Annotated in this window: 12 protein-coding genes; 7 read left to right on the top strand and 5 right to left on the bottom strand. The window is 60.9% G+C overall.

Annotated features, from left to right (window positions below; all coding sequences use genetic code 11):
• Positions 1 to 2 precede the first annotated feature (2 nt).
• From BXU08_RS03435 to BXU08_RS03430, 3 genes are read right to left on the bottom strand one after another with little or no spacing between them, the layout of a single operon-like run.
• Complete coding sequence (locus BXU08_RS03435; protein WP_077508812.1) at positions 3 to 2,324, bottom strand: ATP-binding protein; 2,322 nt, start codon at positions 2,322 to 2,324, stop codon at positions 3 to 5.
• Complete coding sequence (locus BXU08_RS19470) at positions 2,324 to 2,506, bottom strand: hypothetical protein (RefSeq protein WP_150125396.1); 183 nt, start codon at positions 2,504 to 2,506, stop codon at positions 2,324 to 2,326. Before BXU08_RS19470 ends, BXU08_RS03435 begins: the two co-directional genes overlap by 1 nt.
• The gene (locus tag BXU08_RS03430) at positions 2,503 to 5,358 is read right to left on the bottom strand and encodes an SNF2-related protein (RefSeq protein WP_077508811.1); all 2,856 of its coding nucleotides are present in this window, start codon (positions 5,356 to 5,358) and stop codon (positions 2,503 to 2,505) included. The genes BXU08_RS19470 and BXU08_RS03430 overlap by 4 nt, the downstream gene beginning before the upstream one ends.
• A 435-nt stretch (positions 5,359 to 5,793) precedes the next feature.
• On the opposite strand from BXU08_RS03430, the gene BXU08_RS03425 reads away from it, so the two are divergent.
• Positions 5,794 to 6,765: a hypothetical protein gene (locus tag BXU08_RS03425; protein ID WP_150125395.1), complete on the top strand. Its 972-nt coding sequence runs from the start codon at positions 5,794 to 5,796 to the stop codon at positions 6,763 to 6,765.
• A 39-nt stretch (positions 6,766 to 6,804) separates the two neighbouring features.
• Here BXU08_RS03425 and BXU08_RS03420 read toward each other — a convergent pair whose 3' ends face one another.
• Complete coding sequence (locus BXU08_RS03420; protein ID WP_216352897.1) at positions 6,805 to 7,461, bottom strand: hypothetical protein; 657 nt, start codon at positions 7,459 to 7,461, stop codon at positions 6,805 to 6,807.
• 115 nt (positions 7,462 to 7,576) lie between these two features.
• Positions 7,577 to 8,593, bottom strand: coding sequence for a GTP pyrophosphokinase family protein (locus tag BXU08_RS03415; protein WP_077508809.1), 1,017 nt, complete (start codon positions 8,591 to 8,593; stop codon positions 7,577 to 7,579).
• A gap of 672 nt (positions 8,594 to 9,265) precedes the next feature.
• On the opposite strand from BXU08_RS03415, the gene BXU08_RS03410 reads away from it, so the two are divergent.
• The 6 genes from BXU08_RS03410 (at position 9,266) to BXU08_RS03385 (ending at position 19,280) form a co-directional block, all read left to right on the top strand.
• Entirely contained in the window at positions 9,266 to 9,778 is a 513-nt protein-coding gene (locus BXU08_RS03410) for an RNA polymerase sigma factor (protein ID WP_171982406.1), read from the top strand.
• Positions 9,771 to 10,814 carry a FecR domain-containing protein gene (locus BXU08_RS03405; protein WP_077508807.1) on the top strand — a complete coding sequence of 348 codons (1,044 nt, stop codon included), beginning with the start codon at positions 9,771 to 9,773 and terminating at the stop codon, positions 10,812 to 10,814. The genes BXU08_RS03410 and BXU08_RS03405 overlap by 8 nt, the downstream gene beginning before the upstream one ends.
• Before the next feature lie 80 nt (positions 10,815 to 10,894).
• Complete coding sequence (locus BXU08_RS03400; RefSeq protein ID WP_077508805.1) at positions 10,895 to 14,026, top strand: TonB-dependent receptor; 3,132 nt, start codon at positions 10,895 to 10,897, stop codon at positions 14,024 to 14,026.
• A 17-nt stretch (positions 14,027 to 14,043) separates the two neighbouring features.
• Positions 14,044 to 15,114, top strand: coding sequence for a family 43 glycosylhydrolase (locus BXU08_RS03395; RefSeq protein WP_077508803.1), 1,071 nt, complete (start codon positions 14,044 to 14,046; stop codon positions 15,112 to 15,114).
• A gap of 120 nt (positions 15,115 to 15,234) precedes the next feature.
• Positions 15,235 to 18,015: a TonB-dependent receptor gene (locus tag BXU08_RS03390; RefSeq protein WP_077508801.1), complete on the top strand. Its 2,781-nt coding sequence runs from the start codon at positions 15,235 to 15,237 to the stop codon at positions 18,013 to 18,015.
• A 212-nt stretch (positions 18,016 to 18,227) separates the two neighbouring features.
• Positions 18,228 to 19,280, top strand: coding sequence for a family 43 glycosylhydrolase (locus tag BXU08_RS03385; RefSeq protein ID WP_077508799.1), 1,053 nt, complete (start codon positions 18,228 to 18,230; stop codon positions 19,278 to 19,280).
• Positions 19,281 to 19,305 lie beyond the last annotated feature (25 nt).

Here is a 19,305-nt window from a genome sequence, read left to right as displayed (position 1 = left end):
CTCTAGTTCGGCCGTTTGAGTGGGTGGAGGCGTCGCGTATCGCCGCTATTACGCCAATAACTGCCGGATTTATCATTGCTCGGCCAACCGTGGTCGGGGCAGACTAGGGTGTCGACCAACTCCAGCACTTGCTTGGCGAAGCCAATTGCATCGCTATCGAGGAGCTCAAACGAGATGGCTTTGAAGTGCGCGCCGAAGGCATTGCGCGCCTGCGCGATCCGCGCCAGCTCCTCAAGAATGGGTTTAAGCGCAACGGTACTGCTCGCCGGAGCCGTAGGGTCAGTAACGCCGTCGCGCATCTCGACCTTAAGCGCATCACGCAGCTTGGTATTGATCGCAGGCAGCAGGTCGCCAAGCGTGTATGCCGCGCCATGACGACGCGGAACCGGGCATTCATATTTTTGAGTCAGGTAGTCGAGTGCCGCTTCCAGGATCACACCGGCCTTACTGCACACCGATTGGACATCGACCGGAGACTGGCCGAGTAGCACCCGTAAGCGTTCTACCTCTGGGAGCGAGCTGATGATGCGGATGCCGTCGTCAATGGCCCAGCCGGTCAATTCGACAAACTGGCAGGGCTGGCCCGGTTTCAGCCAACCCCAACGATATTTCTCCCGCCACGGGCGATAATGGGTCGTTACGATCGTATGCTGGAAACCGCCGCTCACCTCGTAGATCATGCCGATGACCCGCTCGACATGGGGTTCATCCACGCTTCCCAGAACGTCATCTAGAATGAGAACGGTTTCCGTCGCGCGATCGCGCGCCGCAAGAGCGAGAAATACGCAAAGACCAAGCGTATCCAGATGCGATTGGCTGAAATAGGCTTGAGGCGGCACGTCGTGACCCTCGAAGGTCGCACCTAGATTCAGCGACGCGCGACGCGCCGGGTCCAACTCCAGCGCTATCTTGTCAAGCCCCTCGCCGGGATGCACCTTCTCGTAGAGTTTGCCGACTTCCTTCGCGATTTCGCCTATGATGGTGTCAGTAAATTTCTGCCGCTCCTCGACGCACTGCGTGAGCGCCATGTCCACGTTGGGAATGAGCATCGCCAACTCTGCAACGCGAGAGGCGTTCGTTTCATATCGATCGGCGGCTGCCATCAACTGCGTTCGGAACTTGCTCTCGTCGCGCCAGCCCGCTTCGACATTGGCCCATGCGGTCGCCGTCGCGACGTTGGCAGCCAGCCAAGCAGGCAACGCTATTGAATCGGCCGGCGCAGCGCTAGCCGGAAGCTGGACGCCATGCTTCCACTGATGAGCGGTCTGCGCGCCGGCAAGGGCCGCCAAGGCTTTGGCATATTCGGCTTCCATTTGCTGTAGAGCCGTTTGCGCCGCTTTCAGGGCAGCGTGCGCTTGCTTCCATTTCGTTGTGGCCGCCGTGAGCGTAGCGAGCTGGGCGAGCTTGCCCTTTACGGTCGCAGCGAGCCCGCCGATATTCTCTTCACTTTCGCAAAGCGGACATTCTGCGGCATCGGGATGCGCTTCGAGATAGCTGCGGGCGGCGGTAAGGATGCCCACGCGTTGGGCTGCATCACTATCGGCGGCTGCAATCGCATCAAGCTGACCTTGATCCGCGTCATCGACGGCGGTCTGTGCCACGACCACCGCATCCCGTTTTGCCTCGAGCTTTTCCGGGAAGGAGTTAAGCGCATCGAAAGCGGCCCGCAATTTGGTGATAGCGGCAATGTCGGCGTCCAACCCGCTGGTCGGCTCGGCAAGTTTCTGTTTGGCCCAAGAAACGGCATTGAGTCCTGGCGGACTGCCTGCGGCTTCATAGAAGCCTTGCAAGGCATTCAGGTTTTCCTGTTCAGCCGCGATGGCTCCGACCTTATCTGTCGCTAGGGTCTTGCCCAGCTGACGCAAGGCTTCTTCGGAGCGCTCGAAAGCCTCGATGTCGATGAAGCGTTTAATCGCCTCGTATCGCTTGGCAGGCTGAGCCTGAATTAGTTCAAGGATCTGCCGCTGGCGCAGCAGCTCGATTTTCGGACGCGACGCGCTGGGAGTGACCGAGACCTTTTTATCGACGATGTTGCCGGTGCACTTCGACGCGCTGGTTTCCAGCTCGACTACCAAGGCGCTGGCAGGCTTACCGGCGGTCGGCCAGAATTTCTCCAGCCCCTTGCCCATACCACGATCTTCAAGCGAGCCAATGCGCTCAAAGGCCAGGAACTCGAAAGCATCGCAAATGGTCGTTTTGCCGGTTCCGTTCTCGCCGTAAATCAGGGTGAGTTTTTTGCCCTTTTCAAAGTCGAGCGTGAACGTGCTGGCTGAGCCACGGAACGCGGTCAATTTGAGTGATTTCAATGCGGCGGAGGACGCCATCAGCTCGCTGCCTTCGCGGAAGCGAGTTCGATTTCGACCTTCCAATCGCCGCCGGACATTGTGCCGGCAGCGATCTTATCGATCAGGGTGTTCCGCTTATCGGCGCGCATCAGCCCGGACGCGATCAAACGGTCCACAGCCAAGGCCGCCAATTTGGCGGACGGAACCTCTGCGTCTGTCATTGCACCCTCCACCGGATCGTGAAGAGCGACTGTGCGTCGATCTTCTGCTCCAATTTCCCCTCGATCTGAGCAATAAGTTCTGTGCGCTGCTCGTCAATTCTATCCTGCGCGTCGAACAGCGATCGACGCTTGGCAGAGCGTTCGGCTTCCAGTGCTTTGACGGCCTTTTGACCCGCCAGTTTTTCTTCCAGCGTCAAAGCGACGGTCGCGGCGCGCCGCGCTTCCTTGATTTGCCTGTCCAGTTCTTTCAGCTCGCGCTCGAGCCCGACTTTCAAATCGTCGGCCCAGCCATCTAGCTTGTCGGCCTCGGCCTCAAAAAACCGCGCGTTGCGTTCGGAAATACCTAGCCGAATGTCTTTTTGCTGATTGGTCAGCCCTTCCGCCAAGGCTAAAAGCACATAATCCGGTTCACTGGACTCTCCCGTCACCGAACCGGCCACGGTCATCAACCGCGACATAGCTTCGTGGCCGAGAGAGGCCCCGTCATCACCGATGCCGGAAAGGATTATATGATCTTCGCTCTGCCCAAGGGCATCGACGGAGAGGAGCGCCGCGGAAAGCCAGCCCGCTTTGCCCACAAGGGGCTCGACTTGCGAAATGCGCCCCTCGTGGCGCGAATAATCGAAAACGATTTCGGCGATGGGTAGGGCTCGCCCCCGTGCTCGCGAAACGATGGCCTCGCCGAGCGGGTGATTGACGCGGAAGAAGTGCGCGTCGCCGGTTCGCCGAGGCAGCTCGTAGAGGCCGGTTGGAATAGTCGTTTCGGCGATCCAATCGGGCAAGGAGTTGAGCCGGAACGAAGATGAATCCACAAAATCCGCCGCTCCATCCAGCTCGTGCTTGGCTAGCCGCATCAGTTGCTGCTCAAACTGATTGAGGTGCAGGTTGGTGTCGGCATTACGGACTTTCAGCTTCTCCCGAACCTCGTCGTCGAAATTCTCCAGCAGCTTTTGCCGCGCGTGCGTCATCGCCTCGTTAATCTCGAGCGTCAGCTCCTGTTGGAGTTCATCGAATGCTGCCCTGATCTCGCCAGTCTGGCGGCACTGTTGATAGATCCCGGCGATGCGCTTTTCAAAATCGACACCGGACTCAATAACGCCCAGCACCTCGTCGCTCGCCCCGAACACGCCCTCGAACAATTGGAATTTTTCGGAAAGCAATTGATAGACACGTTGGTCGGCTTCGTTCTTTCGATTGAGAAAGTTCACCACGACAACATCGTGTTTCTGACCATAGCGATGGCAGCGTCCGATGCGCTGCTCGATACGCTGCGGATTCCACGGTAGGTCGTAATTCACGACCATCGCACAAAATTGCAGGTTGATGCCCTCGGCTCCGGCCTCGGTGGCAATCATAATCTTGCCGCTTTCGCGGAAATAATCGACCAGCGCAGAGCGCATGTCCGCGGTTTTAGAACCAGTGATCCGATCCGAACCGGAATGGCGCGCAAGCCATTCCTGATAGATGGCCTTCGATTCAAGGTCGGTATTTGTGCCGTTGAACAGGACGATGTGGTCGGCCCATGGGCTGTCTGCCAAGACACGGAGCAAGTAGGATTGGGTCTTCCGCGACTCCGTGAAGATGATCGCCTTTTCGTCCGCCCCAAACTCGCGAGCCTTGGCGAAACCGACCTCCAACGCCTTGAGCAGGGCACGGCCCTTGGCGTTCTGCTCGATCGAGGTTGCCAACGAGGCAAATTCCCGTAGCTCGGCAATCTCCAATCCTAGCGCCTGCTGGTCGGCCTCGGTTAGCGACTCTGGCTCATCATCCGACCACTCTTCTGCAGTTTCGTCGAGCGCCTCGTAGTCCTCGTCCAGTTCATCGACGAGCGATACGGGCTTTTGCTGGTCCAGGCGCTTTTTCAGGCGATTTGATATGGATGTGAGCGCGCCAGCAATGGCGAATGTCGACGATGCCAACAGCTTGCGCAAGACCAGCGTCATCAGTGACCTCTGGCTGGCGGGAAGTGCCTGCAAATTGTCCCGCTGCAAGTATGCTGTGACCAAATTGTAGAGCCGGTCCTCAGCCTCGTCCGGGCTGAACTCCTCCAAGATGGCGTGTCGCTTGGTGTAGGGGACATACGCCGTGACTTGGCGCCGCAACGTGCGGTGGCAAATCGGTTTCAAACGCTCTTTAAGTGTCTGGAAAGTGCGCTCCTGCGCACCGCCACCAAACTGCTCCCGGAAACTCTTCAAATCGCCGAACGTGTGTTCGTCGATGAAGCTCACCAGGCCATAGAGCTCAAGCAGCGAGTTTTGCAGCGGCGTCGCCGTCAGCAGCAGCTTGTTGCGCTCGGCAAGCGCGACCTTCAATGTGTTGGCGATGACATTGGACGGCTTGTAGACGTTGCGCAGCCGATGGGCCTCGTCGATCACGACCAAATCCCAAGGGGTGCCGTGAACGTCAGCCGCCTTGTTCCGCGCGAACTGATAGGAGCAAATGATGATGCTGTCGGTGCGGTCAAAGGGACGAAAATTCCCTGCCTTTACCTCGGCATTGTAAGGCTTAGATTCGATAATCGTGCAAGGGATGAAGAACTTCTCGTTGATTTCCTGATGCCACTGCTTTCGTAGATTGGATGGCGCAATAATGAGGATACGACGCTTGCCTTCGGCCCATCGCTGCGAGATGACCAGGCCCGCTTCAATGGTTTTGCCGAGACCAACTTCGTCCGCCAGCAGTGCGCCTTTGGATAAGGGGGACGCAAAAGCAAACAATGCCGCATCTACTTGGTGCGGGTTCATATCAACCTGGGCGCCAGCAACGGCGACGGCCAGCTTCTCACTGCTATCGGACGAGCGTCGTCGTACCAAATCCGTCGCGATGTACTTTGAATGATAATCTGTGATCATTGTATATTCTGCACTGCGGCCAGCGAGGGAAGCTCAACGGTCCTTTAGATCATTAAGAGTCGAAGGAGAGCAACCTGGCAAGGTTAATCTCCTTGACGGGCTCCCCAAAGCTCCTCCTCGCGCACGTAGAGTCCGGGGGGTGCCATGTGGCCCATCCGGACGAGGCTCGAACAGGCCGCTTGGCAGCCTGACTGGGCGTTAGAACGCTTATAGACCGGACCCGGGCCGAGTGCGGTCTGGCAGGTTTCAGATGATTGCCACGAGAAAGTTGCCGTTTTCAGCCGGCCAGCACAGTCCGCCGCTTTCGACCCAATCTACGCCGTTCATGCTTGACTGGCTGTCACCCGAAAGCGGTCAGGCAACAAAATGGGCAATAGGGTTGTAGGAATAAATTCTCGATTGGCGACGCTCTGCGTGTCGCTGTAGCTTGGTGCGATGCATGCGCCATTCCGACCAACCCAGCCGAACATGGTGCCTCGCCGGGAGCTGTGGCGGCGACAGTATCGTGCCAATCGTTATGCGCGGCATTTATCTCGCGTTGAGCTAAACAAGCGGCTGCGCGATCTTGTGCTGAACATGCTCACCGTCACGCCGGAAGCTAAAATAGGCTTGTTGCAGATGGACCGCGTTGGCGCGGAACTCATGGAGAAATGGACGCACGCACTTGAGGAGATGGTGCAGAGATACGGCCCGTATCCCGCGGGGTTTGACCGCGACATTCTTCACTCTGAGCCGTTTCCCGATTTCGCGTCGGAACTTGCCCAAAAAGCCGCGGATCGCATGTCTAAGCTCGAACTTCGGAAGGGCGAGGTCTTCATCAAACTCGGCAAGCGCAAATATATGGAAGCGTTGTTTGCCGCCGGTCAGCTTCGATTGCAGCCGGGCAGCTTTTTCTCAAACCCCGATCACAATCAAGCCGTGCGAGACGACGAGATGAGCTTGCCTCTCTCGTTCATGCTCACGCGCGAGCAGATCATTCGCCTTGTCCAAAATCCCGAGGACGTGCCCCCCAATGTGACTGAGCAGCGGCTCGACATCCAGTTCGAGTCCGGAGCGGATTTTTGGTTGTATTGCGTCACGCAATCCATCGATCCGCGCTTGTTCGTCGATTTCAACGCCGACGCTTGCGTCGTGATCCGGGACAGGCGCAAATTCTCACAACGCCTGCTCGATAAGGCAAAAGGTCGCCTCGGCACCACCGAGGCCCGGCAAGGGCGGGCGAACTATGTCGATCCGCTTTTGCCGAAATCGCCGAAGATATTCGTTCCGCTCAGCAAGCCCTTTGGCTACGCCTATCAGGACGAGTTTCGGTTTTGCTGGCTGCCCAAACCTCCGGTCAAACAGGTGGGGCACGTGGATTTGGAGCTGGGTCCGCTTGAGGACATCGCGGAGCTGATCATCCTCTAGCAATCTCGCGAGGCCGCGGGGTGGGAAAGGATAGCGTGCTCACTCGCCGTGGAGATCGCCATGCTGCTCCAAGACACGCATCAGGACCGCGTTCGCGTGGCTGAAGTTGTCTAGCTGCCCCTTTAGCTTGTACTGCCATTTGATGCCATGAAAGAGGTTATTGCGATACCGCAGCACCACGATCAGCATCGCTATCAGGCGGTCTCGAGGGCTCGCATTGCTCCCGTCGAGCACGGCCTGGACCAACGCAGGTTGGTCGTTCGCCCTCAGTTTCAGCCCGTCGAAATGACAGGTCATCTCGCCATTCGCGACGTAGCGATCTTGGAAATAGGCCAGTTCTCTGTCGTACGAAGTGGCGCCAAAGGTGCTCGTTTGCTCCCAGCCCTCAACCACCTCCACGATCTTCTGAGCGCTCCCCTGAGTCGCGAGCACCCGAGATTCAAAGAGCGTCCACAGCATCGTGAAGTCGGCAATGGCTTGCCGTTCGGCTTTGCTCAGCTCCGCGAAGCCTGGAACGTGGGCTTCCAACCAAGTGGTAGTCATGCGCGCCCCATTTGTTGAGGCATTCAGGATACCGAGATTGGACGGAATCGCTTGCAACATTTTTTGCCCATTCTGTTGCATAAGGTGGGGTGCCAGCTTCGGCCGCATTGGCATCCAAAGCAGCCAGGCAGCAAAGTCCCCAGTCTCGGCCATTGCCACACGCGCGGCGAGCAAGGTGAACGAACGACCGATTTCGAGATGAGTGGCTGGCAGGCGCAACGGCCGAAAATAGGGCGCATTGCTGTCGCGGAGGCCGCTTGCTCACGCACTACGCGATAGGAGCCGTATGCCCTTCTACGTTCTTTAGCAGCCTATCGAAGAACCTTTGCAGTGCCTTCGTCGCCTGATGCTCAGGGCTCTTCGCCTTGGCGATGGCGAGGTCCGCAAGCCCGCCCTCGATATCGCCGGCGAGCGCGCGCGCTTTGGCCCTACCGACGTAATGTGTGACTTGGTTCGGCTGCATGTCGATGAACCGGTCGTAGACTTGGATGGCCTCGGACGGTCGATTCTCGGCTAAGAGCTCGCTAGGCCGCTTTCCAAAAAGCAACGATACTCGCGAGAGCTGAAGGTCGTTCTCGACCGAGGAGTCCGAGGCCGCGTCGATCTCCGTACCAAGGACCTCCGCTTCGGCAGCCTCCGCATTCTTCTGCAATTGCTCGTTGATTTCGTAGATGCGATCGAACTCCTCGTCCGCCGAACTGATTGCCGCAGCCAGTCTCAGGAAGCGCTTCTGAAGTTCGGGATTCTTAGATTTCTTGTATTGAATTCGATGTTCGTTTTCCGCCCATGCGTGCTGAAGCGCCGTTCGCACCTGGATCTCGAACGGTTGATCGCAAAGACCAGCATATTCGCGAAGGACGGCCCGATCCTTGCCGAGGCGGCAAAGAAAATGATAGCTTTCATATCCGAGCTGTCCCGTTTTGAGCAGCTCTGCGGCCTTGTCCTCCTCCTCGAACGCATCGAGCGCGATCCGGATGGCGTCACGGACGTCGGCCACATTTCGTTGCGCAATCACGACGATGCGAATTCCAACAAGGTCGAGAATTTGTTCGAAAGGTTTAGTGTACTTCAGCTTACCATCGACCTGCTTATTGGCCTTTTCATAAAAGCTGCTGAAGTCCTTGACCCGATGGCTGACCGTAACCACCACCTTGGGGGGCAGCACTCGATCCAAGATGGAGAGCGCTGCGCCCATCGTGGCTTGATAGCGGGGCGTGTTGCGTGTGAACTCGTCGAGCAAATCCTGCCTGGCATGAGTCTCGATCGAATTCTGTTCCTGCGTCACAACACATCCCCGGTGAATTCGTAAGCTTGGTCCGAGCTCGCCGTGACCGTCAAGCCTCAGCGGGATCGCATCGAGCTCGCAAGCCGGGGCAAACGCTAGGCAGAATTTCGCTAAATATCCGCTTACGCCATTTTGGCACTCGAGGGCGGCTCGACCGCAAATCCCGTCCCGATGACAGCTAATGTGTGAGCAGATGCAGGTTCTCGGGATCTCGGCTAGGCAACCAAACGTCTGAAATAGACACGCTCGACGAACCTCGCGTCTGCATCAATGTCAGCTTTCAGTCTCCACGAAAGGCACCGCGAACGACCGAGATTCGGCGCAAAGCTGACCGTCCGCTCCAAACGGCTGCTGGACACTCGCCGCCAAATCGGCATTTTCAGTAGGACGTTCCGGTGGTACGAAAGCGATACGAAAGCACGAAAATCGATCGGTTAAGTATCTGATTTTATTGGAAACTATTCGTCAGCAACCCTTCCCGTAGGGGTCACCATCGTCAAGCACTTGGCTGCGGGCGGTGGCGCAACTGGCGAACGCTCTTCAACTGCCCATTACAGAGTCTCGCGAACGTGGGGTCTTTTCCTGCGCGTGGCATTCCGGCGCACCATCCGCAGAGATGGAGTGAGAGTCTCGCCTCGCAGTGCGTCATATGACACGACACAGGCGAGAATGATGACCCAGGCACCCAGACCCCTGCGCGAAAGATTCTACCGCGACCTGCGGCCTGCGCTGCTTGCCTTCTTTACGCGCCGGGTCGGCAATCGCGCGGAAGCCGAGGATCTGGTGCACGACGTTTATGTGCGTCTCGAGAGTGCGCAAGAACCGCAGATGCGCGACCCGGAAGCCTATGTGTTCCAGGTAGCCGCAAATCTCGTGCGCGACCGGGCGCGCCGCGCGCAGGTGCGTACCCGCTATCTCGCAGCCTCCGGCCCTGATGATCATGCGCAGGTCGATCCGATCGATCCGCATCGCATTGCGGTTAGCCGCGAGACACTGGCGGCGCTGGTCAAGGCTCTCGACGCGCTACCCGAACGCACCCGCAGGATATTTCTTCTGTATCGATACGAGCAAGTCAGCCGCCAGGCGATTGCCGACACGTTCGGTATCTCGATGAGCGCCGTCGACAAGCACGTCCACAAGGCATTTGTCCGCCTCAGCGCGCGGCTGGGAGGGACGGATGTCTGAAGTGCACGCTTCACCCATGCCCACGAGAGACGAAGAAGCAGCCAGCTGGTGGCTGAAGCTTCAGGCGAACGAGGGACATCTCAGCGCAGAGGAAGGCGACGCGTTCGACGCCTGGCTGGCAGCGGATACCGCCAACGACGACGCCCTGCAGCGCTGTGCCGCGGTCTGGAACGACCTTGACGGCCTGGCGGGTGCGCCGGAGATGGTGGCGATGCGCGCCGATGCGCTTGAGCATATGCGGCGGCTCAATCAGCGGCGCTGGGCAAAGCCGCTCCGTACGGGAAAGCTCGCTTATGCGGCCGCCGCGGTTCTGGTCCTGTCGGTGGGGGCCGGCGCGTGGTACTTGAACACGGCAGATGACCAGCAGCTCGCGACCGGCTTGGGCGAGCGCCGCGTATTGGCCCTTGCCGACGGATCGCACGTTTCGATGGACGCGAAGACGCAGGTGGCGGTTTCGCTGTCGAACGGTCAGCGCCGGCTCCAGATCGACGCCGGCCGCGCAAAGTTCGATGTGGCGGCCGAGCCGCACCGCCCCTTCACCGTCGAAGCCGGCGGGCATATCGTCGTCGCGACCGGCACGTCCTTTTCAACCGAGCGAGTCGACGGCAAGCTGCACGTGATCGTCTACGAAGGCAAAGTCGTGGTCCTGAACGGCGCGATGCCGGACCCGCGGACGCTGCTGTCGCTCCGTCATCAACCCACGCCGGGCGTGATTGCGCTGCGCCCCGGCCAGGAGTTCGTCGTGCAGGACGGGGCAGCGCGAGGCATCGTGCGGAACGACGTGGCCGGATCGTCCAGCTGGGAAGCGGGCATGTTCGAGTTCATCGAGGAACCGCTTTCCGACGCGGTCGCCCAGCTAAACCGCTATTCGGCTCAGGCCATGGTCGTGACGGACGCGCGCGCTGCGGCGATCAAGGTGGACGGCGTTTTCAAGGCCGGACAGACCGAAGCCTTTGTCGAAGCGATGACCCGCGTCTACCCGGTCCGGACGCGGCGCCGCACTGACGGCACGATAGAGATTTCATCGCGCAATTGATCAAGAATTCCGGTGCAAGTTCGCGGGCAGTCTGCGTCTTCTCCGAAAGACCATCAGAAGATGGCCGACAGGGAGGGTGTATGAGGGGCGGCGCCAGCGTCGTGAGATTTGCGCTTTGCTCGACTGCCGTCGCGCTCGCGATCGCTGCGCCGTCGGCTGCCTCGGCGCAATCTGAAGCGCAGGCCGGCCAGCGCTACAGCTTTCGAGTACCGCGCCAATCGCTGGACGCGGCGCTCCGGTCCGTCGCCCGCACCGCGCGCGCGCAGATCCTCTTCGACCGCGAACTGGTCGCCACGCGCCAGAGCCAACCGCTGGATGGCGTTTTCACGGTGCGGCAAGCACTGACCCGAGCGATCGGGGCCTCGCCGCTGACCGTCGAGCAGAGCACCCGCGGCGTCTTCACCATTCGTCTGGCGACGCGTTCGATCTCCACGCCGATGCAGCGTCCGGACGTGCATGCCCGGGCAGGCAAGCCTCGATCGGGTGGAGCCCCCTCCATACGCGCAGGAGCAGAGGGCGGCGTCGCCGAGCCGGAACCCGCCGAGGAAATCGTAGTGACCGGCTTCCGGCAAAGCCTCGAGCGCTCCGCAGGCATCAAGCGCAGATCCGTGCACGTGGAGGACGCCGTTGTCGCCGAGGACATCGGCAAGTTTCCCGATCCGAGCACCGCGGCCGCCCTGCAGCGTGTGCCGGGGGTCCAGGTTACGGTTGGCGGCAACAACGAAATCACTGGGGTGATGATTCGCGGTCTCGCCGACATCCTGTCGACGGTCGACGGACGCGAAGTGGTGTCCGCAGTCGGTCGCGGCTTCGCGTTGCAGGACTTGCCGGCAGTCGCGCTGGCGCGGGTCAGCGTGGTCAAGACCAGCACGGCCAATCTGATCGAGGGCGGAATCGCCGGCATCACCGACCTGCGGCTCAACAAGCCGTTCAACTTTCGCGATCCTGCGCTCATCGTCACCGCGCGCAGCAATTATTCATCGAACACGGAGCGGCTGAACCCGCAATTGGGCGTGCTGGTCACCGATCGATGGGACAGCGGCATCGGCGAGATCGGCGCGCTGCTGAACCTAAGCTACGCCTATTTCGACTATGCGCGCCCGAATTCCTACATAACCGAGCAGCGCAGCCTGTCGGCAGCGCCGTATCGTATTGCGGGTGTCGTCGCGCGCAACACTGCGGCAGGCAGTACCGAATATGGCTGGTACGATCGCCCGCAGGTCAACGGATCGTTGCAATGGCAAGCGGCTCCGGAGCTGGAAGTCTATGCCGATGGCCTGTTCACCGGATATCGCTCGAAATACCAGACCGCTGTCGTCGCCACGCCGTTGTTCTTCGGGGAGACGACGGTCGCGCAATACGAGGTCGATCGGGAAGATTGCTTCACGGCACGGGTGACGCCGGGCGGATACAATCCCAACGCGCTGGAGCTGGCGCGCGGGCTGATCTCCGATAGCAATCCGGGCGGCGGCTTTGCTGTCGAGCGGCTCTGTAACTTGACGTCGGGGCGATTCAACAACGCCCGCGCACTCACCAGCACCCAGGCGCGCACGCAGCGGAGTTACAACTATGTCCTCGCGGGCGGCCTGAAATATCGGAGCGGGCCGGACACGATCGTGTTCGACGTCGCCTATCAACGCGCGACGAGCGAAAGCTCGGGCGTGATCGTCGATATCGGCAAGCGGATCACCGTCGATCTTCAAACCGATGTCGATGAAGGAAACCTCCAGATTCACCCCGGCAACCCGCTGGGCGACGCGAGCGGCTTCTTCCTGCGCAATGGGCTGAACCAGAATTTCAGCCGCTCGGTGGGCGGCCTGAAGCAAGCGCGGCTGGATTTCACCCACGATTTCGACCGCGCCTGGGGAGGCATCGATACGCTGCAGGTCGGCCTGCGCTATGCCGATCGCACGGGGCTGTTCAACCAGGCGATCCTGAACCGCACGGTCGCCGACCTGACGATACCCGTCGCAGTCACCCTTCCTGCCGATTTCCTGGTCCGGGCGCCCGGCATCTCGCGGATCAACGGCGGTGCCCCGTTTCTCGTCCCGGATCCGTACTATCTGCGGTCGAGCGCGGGCCGAGACATTCTGCGCGGCATCTATGGCGTGCCGCTGGGCGACCCGCCGTACCAGCCCGAACGGCGGTTCGAGGCAGAGGAACGGACCTATGCAGCCTATCTTCAGCTTGGCTTCTCGACGCCGATCGGCGAATCCGTGTCGATCGATGGCCTGGTCGGCGTCCGCGCGACGCACACCGAGCGCCGCATCGCCGGTGCCGGTCTGGTCAGCGGCGTGCTGGTTCCGCAGCTGGCCAGCACGACCGACACCGACATGCTTCCGAACGCGAGCGCGCGCATCCAGTTCGGGGGCGGACTTCAGACGCGCCTGAGCTATGCAAAGGCGATTCGTCGGCCCGAATTCTCGGCGCTCAACCCCGGCCTCAGCTACACGATATCGACCAATCCGGCGACGCTGAACACGGGGACGGCGGGCAATCCGAACCTGAGACCGCAAAAGTCCGACAGCTTCGACGCGGCGGTCGAATATTATTGGGGATCGAACTTCGTGGCGGTCGGCGCCTTCGCACGGAACATCAAGGACCGAGTGATCAACGCCGCCAATGCCGAGATTATCGACGGCTTTACCTATAATATCAGCCGTCCTCGCAATGTCGGCGAGGCGAAGCTGCGGGGCGTCGAGGTCAGCGGGCAAGCCTTTCTCGATTTTCTCCCCGGCGCACTCTCCGGGATCGGCCTGTCGGGGAATTTCACGCTGGTCGATTCCGAAGTCGGCGCCGGCAACGGGTCACGCCCGGACCAGCTCGCCGGTTTCGAGATCCAGGGCGTGTCCCGGTACAACTACAACCTCGGCCTGATCTACGAACGGAACGGCATCTCCGGCCGGCTCGTCTACACGCGCCGGTCGCGATATTATGACATCGACGTCACCGGCTCCGCGAACGTCCGGCCGATCGATCCGGCACGGGCGCTCGATCTGAGCTTCACCCCCACCTCGCTGCGCCATGTGCGGCCCGGCGGCCGCCTCGACTTCAGCATCGGCTACGACATCAACGACAATCTGCGTGTCGATGTCGGCGGCACCAACATCCTGCGCAATACGCTGCGCGGCTATTTCGATGTCGACTATCTCACCCACGACCGCCGCGAAGACGATTCCATCTACACCATAGGAATCCGCGCGCGCCTTTGAAATATCAGGAGAGTTTGATGAAATTCAGTTTTCAGAGGAGCGCGCTGGCGTTCTCCGTCGGCGTGGCGATTGCCGCCGCGGCATCCGCAGCCGCGCAAATGGCGCCAGTCGTCGGAGAAGTCTCCCCGGGTGCGCCCGAAACCCCTTATATCGATCCGAACAAGGCCTATCTCCTCGCGCACATGACGAAGGAGCGATACGGCGTCCTCTATTATTCCGTCAGCCTCGATGGACTGCACTGGCGTCGCATCAATGGCGGGCGGCCTGTCTCCGACGACTATCACGGCCACGCCTCGATCGCGCGTGGCGGCGACGGGCGCTACTACCTCGCCGGCAACAAGAGCGACGACGATCCGTTCGTCCGCTTCTGGGTTTCCGACGATCTCGTCCGTTGGACGCCGTTCGGCACCTACCAGCCCGATCTGAAGGACGTTCCGGGACATGTGAACGCGCTCCAGCGCGTCGGCGCGCCCAAGCTGTATTTCGATGCCCCGTCCAACACGTTTCTGGTGACGTGGCACACCCCCAACGTCCCGTGGATACGCCAGGACCCGGAACGTATCTGGTCGAGCCAGCGTACGCTCTACGCAACCTCGCGCGACCTAAAGACCTTCGAGAGCAAGCCGAAGCTCCTGTTCGACTGGGACATCGCGACGATCGACACCACGATCGTACGCCACGACAACGGCAAGGGCTATTGCGCGATCGTCAAGGACGAGCGCTACCCGTCGTTCAACTGGACCAGCGGCAAGACCGTCCGGATCAGCTGTGCGCCCTCGCTGCTCGGTCCCTACCCCATGCCTGGTCCGCCGATCAGTCCCAATTTCCGCGAGGCGCCCACCCTCATCCGCGCGCCGAACGATCGCGAATGGCTGATGTACTACGAACAATATGCCGGCGTGAGCTACGGCGTGTCGAAGGCGCCGCGGCTCGAAGGTCCCTGGTATCAGCTGCAAGGCAATAGCGGCGTCGAACGCTGGAACCGCTTCGAGATGCCGGCGGGCACGCGGCACGGTTCGATGATCGAGATCAGCCGCAAGCAATATGACGCGATCGTCTCGGCCTTTCCCGACAAGCCGGCGCGCTGACCGAAAAAAACATTTCCAACCTTCGCCCCCTCCCGCGTCTTACGTAGTGGCCTGACCAATTTAGCCAAGGTCAGATCACTACGAAGCCGGCACGAACCGGCAGGATCGGGAGGGGAAAATATGGCGCGTTACTTCGATAGCCTTTTGTGCGGCGCATCGGCGCTGGGTCTGATCGCCACGGCCGGCACAGCGACGGCGCAGGACAGTTCAGGCGCTGCCGAGAGCGTCCCGCAGGAGGAAGCGAGTTCTGGCGATATCGTCGTCACCGGTTACCGCCAGAGCCTCGAGACCGCGCAGGCGATCAAGAAGGATTCCGATCAGATCGTCGATTCCATAGTCGCCGAAGACATTGGCAAACTGCCGGATTCCACCGGCGCCGAAACGCTGGCGCGCATTACTGGCGTTTCGGTCGAACGCGTCACCGGCGAGGCGGCCGCCATCCGCGTACGTGGCCTGCCCGATCTGACCACCACCTATAATGGTCGCGAATTGTTCACGGCCGAAGGGCGTTCGGTGGCGCTGCAGGACTTTCCATCGGGCACGATCTCGCGGTTCGACGTCTACAAGACGAGCTCGGCCAATCTGATCGAAGCTGGCATCGCCGGCGAGATCGATGTGCGCTCACGCAAGCCCTTCGACTTCAAGGATTTCCGCATCGCCGGGGGTGTCACCGGGCTCCATTGGCAGAATTCCCAGAGATTCGGCGTCGATGCGAACCTGCTGGTGAGCAAGCGCTGGAACACCGGTATCGGCGAGATCGGCGTCCTGATCGAAGGCTCCTATACCGATAACAAGTTTACCGACGACCACCGCACCAACAACAACGCGATCCAGACGCGCCCGGCCACGATCACCGTGGGCGGCGTCGTGACACCAAACACATTCCCGAACGCGCAATATCCCGCACTTCTGACGATCCAGCCGGACGTGTCGAACCGTTTTCGCCCATCGGTGGGCGCAGCGGTGCAATGGCGCCCGTCTTCCGATCTGGAAATCTACGGCGATTTCCTGTTCCAGGGATTTCGCGGTCGCGGGTTCGGCTATGGCCTCCAGATTCAGGCCGGAACCGGCGCAACGCTGTCGAACGTCAGCTTTTGCGAAGGCAGCACTACCCAGGTCTGCCGGATGACCGCGACGGGCGGCAACGCTACATCGGCATATCAGGCAGGGCAATTCTCGCAGACCGATACCTATCAGGCTGGAACCGGGTTCATCTGGAAGCCGGGCAGCGCACGCATCACCGGCGATTTCGCGTTCACGGATTCGGTCTTCACATCGACCAACTTCCAGACGGCGCAGACCACGCTTGCCCCCGGCACCCGCGTTTTCGACTTCGACACGCCCGGTGGAGGCGGCACCGCCACGGTTACCGACATCAATCTGGGCGATCCCGCCAACTGGCGCTATTCGGGGTTTTCGCAGGCGAATTCGCGCAACCACGGCCGAAGCTATCAGGCCAAGCTCGACGCCGACGTGCCGGTGGAACTGGCTCTGTTCGACAAGCTCCAGTTCGGCGTGCGCTTCAACGATCGCAGCGCCGATTCCGAAGCGCTGTCGACCGATCCCGCGACGAATACCAGCTTGCTGAGCGGCACTATCAATGTGGGCACCGCGGGCTCGTTGCTCACCGCCGCGCCGCTCGCGCTCGTGCCTGTCGATCCGAGCTACAAGAACGATCCGACTGCCCACCCGCGAACCTGGATCACCCCGACCCGACAGAGCGTCATCCACTATGCCGACTATATCCGCGCGATGGCGAACAATCCCCTGCTTCGCACCACCGGCATGCCCGGCCGCACGCGAAACTATGATTCGGGCGAGAAGTCCTATGCCGCCTATCTGCAGACCCATTACGAAGTGGATCTGGGCGGCACCCGGATCGATGGCCAGATCGGACTGCGCGCCGTTCGTACCGAGACCGATATCAGCGGCCTGCAGACCATCGCACGGACCGTGCCCAACCCGAATGCACCCCCTGCAACCATCGTGGTGCGCTCGGTCGCGCCGATCGAGCGCAGCAAGGCGTATAATGATTTCCTGCCCAGCGTGAGCGCGCGTATCCGCTTCACGCCGCAGCTTCAGGCGCGCCTGGCTTTTACCAAGACGCGGACGCGGCCGAGTTTCGGCCAGTTGAATCCAACGATCACGATCAATCCCCAGGCCGGCTGCACCGGCACCGGCTGCGTAGCGTCGGCCAGCGGGGGCAACCCGGATCTCGAGCCGATCAAGTCGACCAACTACGACGCGTCGCTGGAATATTATTTCTCGCGTTCCGGGTCGGCGACCGTGCAGGTGTTCCAGCGCGACATCGTCGGATTCATCAACAACCGCACCTTGTCCTACCAGGATCCCGATCTGGGCACCGTCAACGTCAACCAGCCCGCCAATGGCGAGCAGGGCCGGATTCGGGGCGTCGAAGCCGGCTTCCGCACCTTCCTGAACTTCGACGGATTGCCGGAGTGGACGCGCGACTTCGGCGTGCTGGCGAACTACACCTATCTCGATCACTGGTCGGTGCTGTCGACGTCGGTCCAGACCACGCTGCCGGGCCGGCAACCGATCACCAATGTGTCGAAGCATCTCGCCAACGCGCAGGTCTTCTACGAAAACAAGTCCGTCTCGCTGCGCGCTTCGTACAATTATCGCTCGTCGTTCCGGTTCTACAATCAGATCGACGCGGCGATCGGGACGTTGCCGACTTTTGAGCGCGGCCGCGGCGTCCTCGATCTGTCGGGCGGGATCAATCCCACAAGCAACCTCTCGCTGACCTTCAACGCCTCCAACGTGCTCAACAATCCGGCGCGCAATTTCCGGCAGTTCAACCGCGCGGGTTCGATCTACCCGTGGCAGGTCCGCTACCTCGAGACGGTATACCGCCTCGGCGCCCGCTTCCGCTTCTGATCGGCGTGTCCCCCTTGGCCACGCCATCCTCAAGGCAGCGTCGCACCGCTTCGTGCGGCGCTGCCCCTTTTCTCCTGATCCGGCACCAAGGCACGGCGATGAGAAACCAATTCAGGGCACTCCTGCACCTTCGGCGGACCAAGATCGATCTGATCGAGCGCCGGCGACGGCCGAGCCCATCGTGCCCAACTGAGATCCATGGAGGAAAGTCGATGTCGATATCCGTGAAGCGGTCCCTCGCCTGGACTGGGGCCAGCGCGGCCGCGCTGCTCCTCGCCCTCCCCTTCGCCACCGCGTCGCAGCGCGCTGGCGGCGTGGGCCAGGAGGCAAAGCTCATCGCGAAATATTCGGACACCAGCCGCATCGGACGACCCTATGCCAAGGATCCATCGGTCATTCGCTTCGGCAACCGTTACCTGATGTATTATTCGATCCCGCCCGCGCAGGACAACCGCAAGGGAGGCGACGGCTTTCCCACGGGCTGGGCGATCGGCATCGCCGAAAGCCGCGACCTGAAAAGCTGGAAGAAGGCTGGCGAAGTGCTCCCGGTGCAGCAGGTCGAGCGCAACGGCATCGCCGCACCGGGCGCCGTCGTGATCCGCGGCAAGGTCCATCTGTTCTATCAGACCTATGGCAATGGCCGGAACGACGCGATCAACCACGCCGTATCGTCCGACGGGATCCACTTCGATCGCGATCCCGGCAACCCGGTCTTCCACCCGGACCCGGCGCAGGCACCGTGGAGCGCCGGCCGCGCGATCGACGCGGAGGTCTTCGTCCATGGCGACAAGCTGCTGCTCTATTACGCGACCCGCGATCCCGAGATGAAGGTTCAGAAGATCGGCGTCGCGCAGGCACCGCTCAATTCCGCTTTCGGCAAAGGGGACTTCAAGAACCTCAACAATGATGCGGCGATCCTCACCCCCGAACTGCCGTGGGAGCGCAATTGCATCGAGGCGGCGAGCATCATCCGCCGGGGCGACAAGCTCTACATGTTCTACGCCGGCGGCTATAACAACGAGCCGCAGCAGATCGGCGTGGCGGTGAGCACCGACGGCGTGAAATGGACTCGCTTGTCGGACAGGCCGTTCCTCACCAACGGGCCTCCGGGCAGCTGGAACAGCTCTGAATCTGGGCATCCCGGCATCTTCCAGGACGGCAAGCGCACCTACCTCTTTTTCCAGGGCAACCCCGATCGGGGCAAGACCTGGACGCTCGCGGCCACTGAGATCGGCTGGAACAAGCAGGGCCCGTATCTGAAGTGATCCCCGCCGCCCGGCGAACACGAAC

It is taken from the genome of Sphingomonas sp. LM7 (assembly GCF_002002925.1).
GTDB lineage: Bacteria > Pseudomonadota > Alphaproteobacteria > Sphingomonadales > Sphingomonadaceae > Sphingomonas.
Note: the sequence above shows the minus strand (reverse complement) of the source record. Positions and strands in the feature narration are given on the sequence as shown.

Excerpts from the sequence above, each read along its gene's own strand:
- BXU08_RS03435 (WP_077508812.1), bottom strand. The coding sequence starts at position 2,324 with ATGGCGTCCTCCGCCGCATTGAAATCACTCAAATTGACCGCGTTCCGT.
- BXU08_RS19470 (WP_150125396.1), bottom strand. The coding sequence starts at position 2,506 with ATGACAGACGCAGAGGTTCCGTCCGCCAAATTGGCGGCCTTGGCTGTG.
- BXU08_RS03430 (WP_077508811.1), bottom strand. The coding sequence starts at position 5,358 with ATGATCACAGATTATCATTCAAAGTACATCGCGACGGATTTGGTACGA.
- BXU08_RS03425 (WP_150125395.1), top strand. The coding sequence starts at position 5,794 with ATGCATGCGCCATTCCGACCAACCCAGCCGAACATGGTGCCTCGCCGG.
- BXU08_RS03420 (WP_216352897.1), bottom strand. The coding sequence starts at position 7,461 with ATGGCCGAGACTGGGGACTTTGCTGCCTGGCTGCTTTGGATGCCAATG.
- BXU08_RS03410 (WP_171982406.1), top strand. The coding sequence starts at position 9,266 with ATGACCCAGGCACCCAGACCCCTGCGCGAAAGATTCTACCGCGACCTG.
- BXU08_RS03405 (WP_077508807.1), top strand. The coding sequence starts at position 9,771 with ATGTCTGAAGTGCACGCTTCACCCATGCCCACGAGAGACGAAGAAGCA.
- BXU08_RS03400 (WP_077508805.1), top strand. The coding sequence starts at position 10,895 with ATGAGGGGCGGCGCCAGCGTCGTGAGATTTGCGCTTTGCTCGACTGCC.
- BXU08_RS03395 (WP_077508803.1), top strand. The coding sequence starts at position 14,044 with ATGAAATTCAGTTTTCAGAGGAGCGCGCTGGCGTTCTCCGTCGGCGTG.
- BXU08_RS03390 (WP_077508801.1), top strand. The coding sequence starts at position 15,235 with ATGGCGCGTTACTTCGATAGCCTTTTGTGCGGCGCATCGGCGCTGGGT.
- BXU08_RS03385 (WP_077508799.1), top strand. The coding sequence starts at position 18,228 with ATGTCGATATCCGTGAAGCGGTCCCTCGCCTGGACTGGGGCCAGCGCG.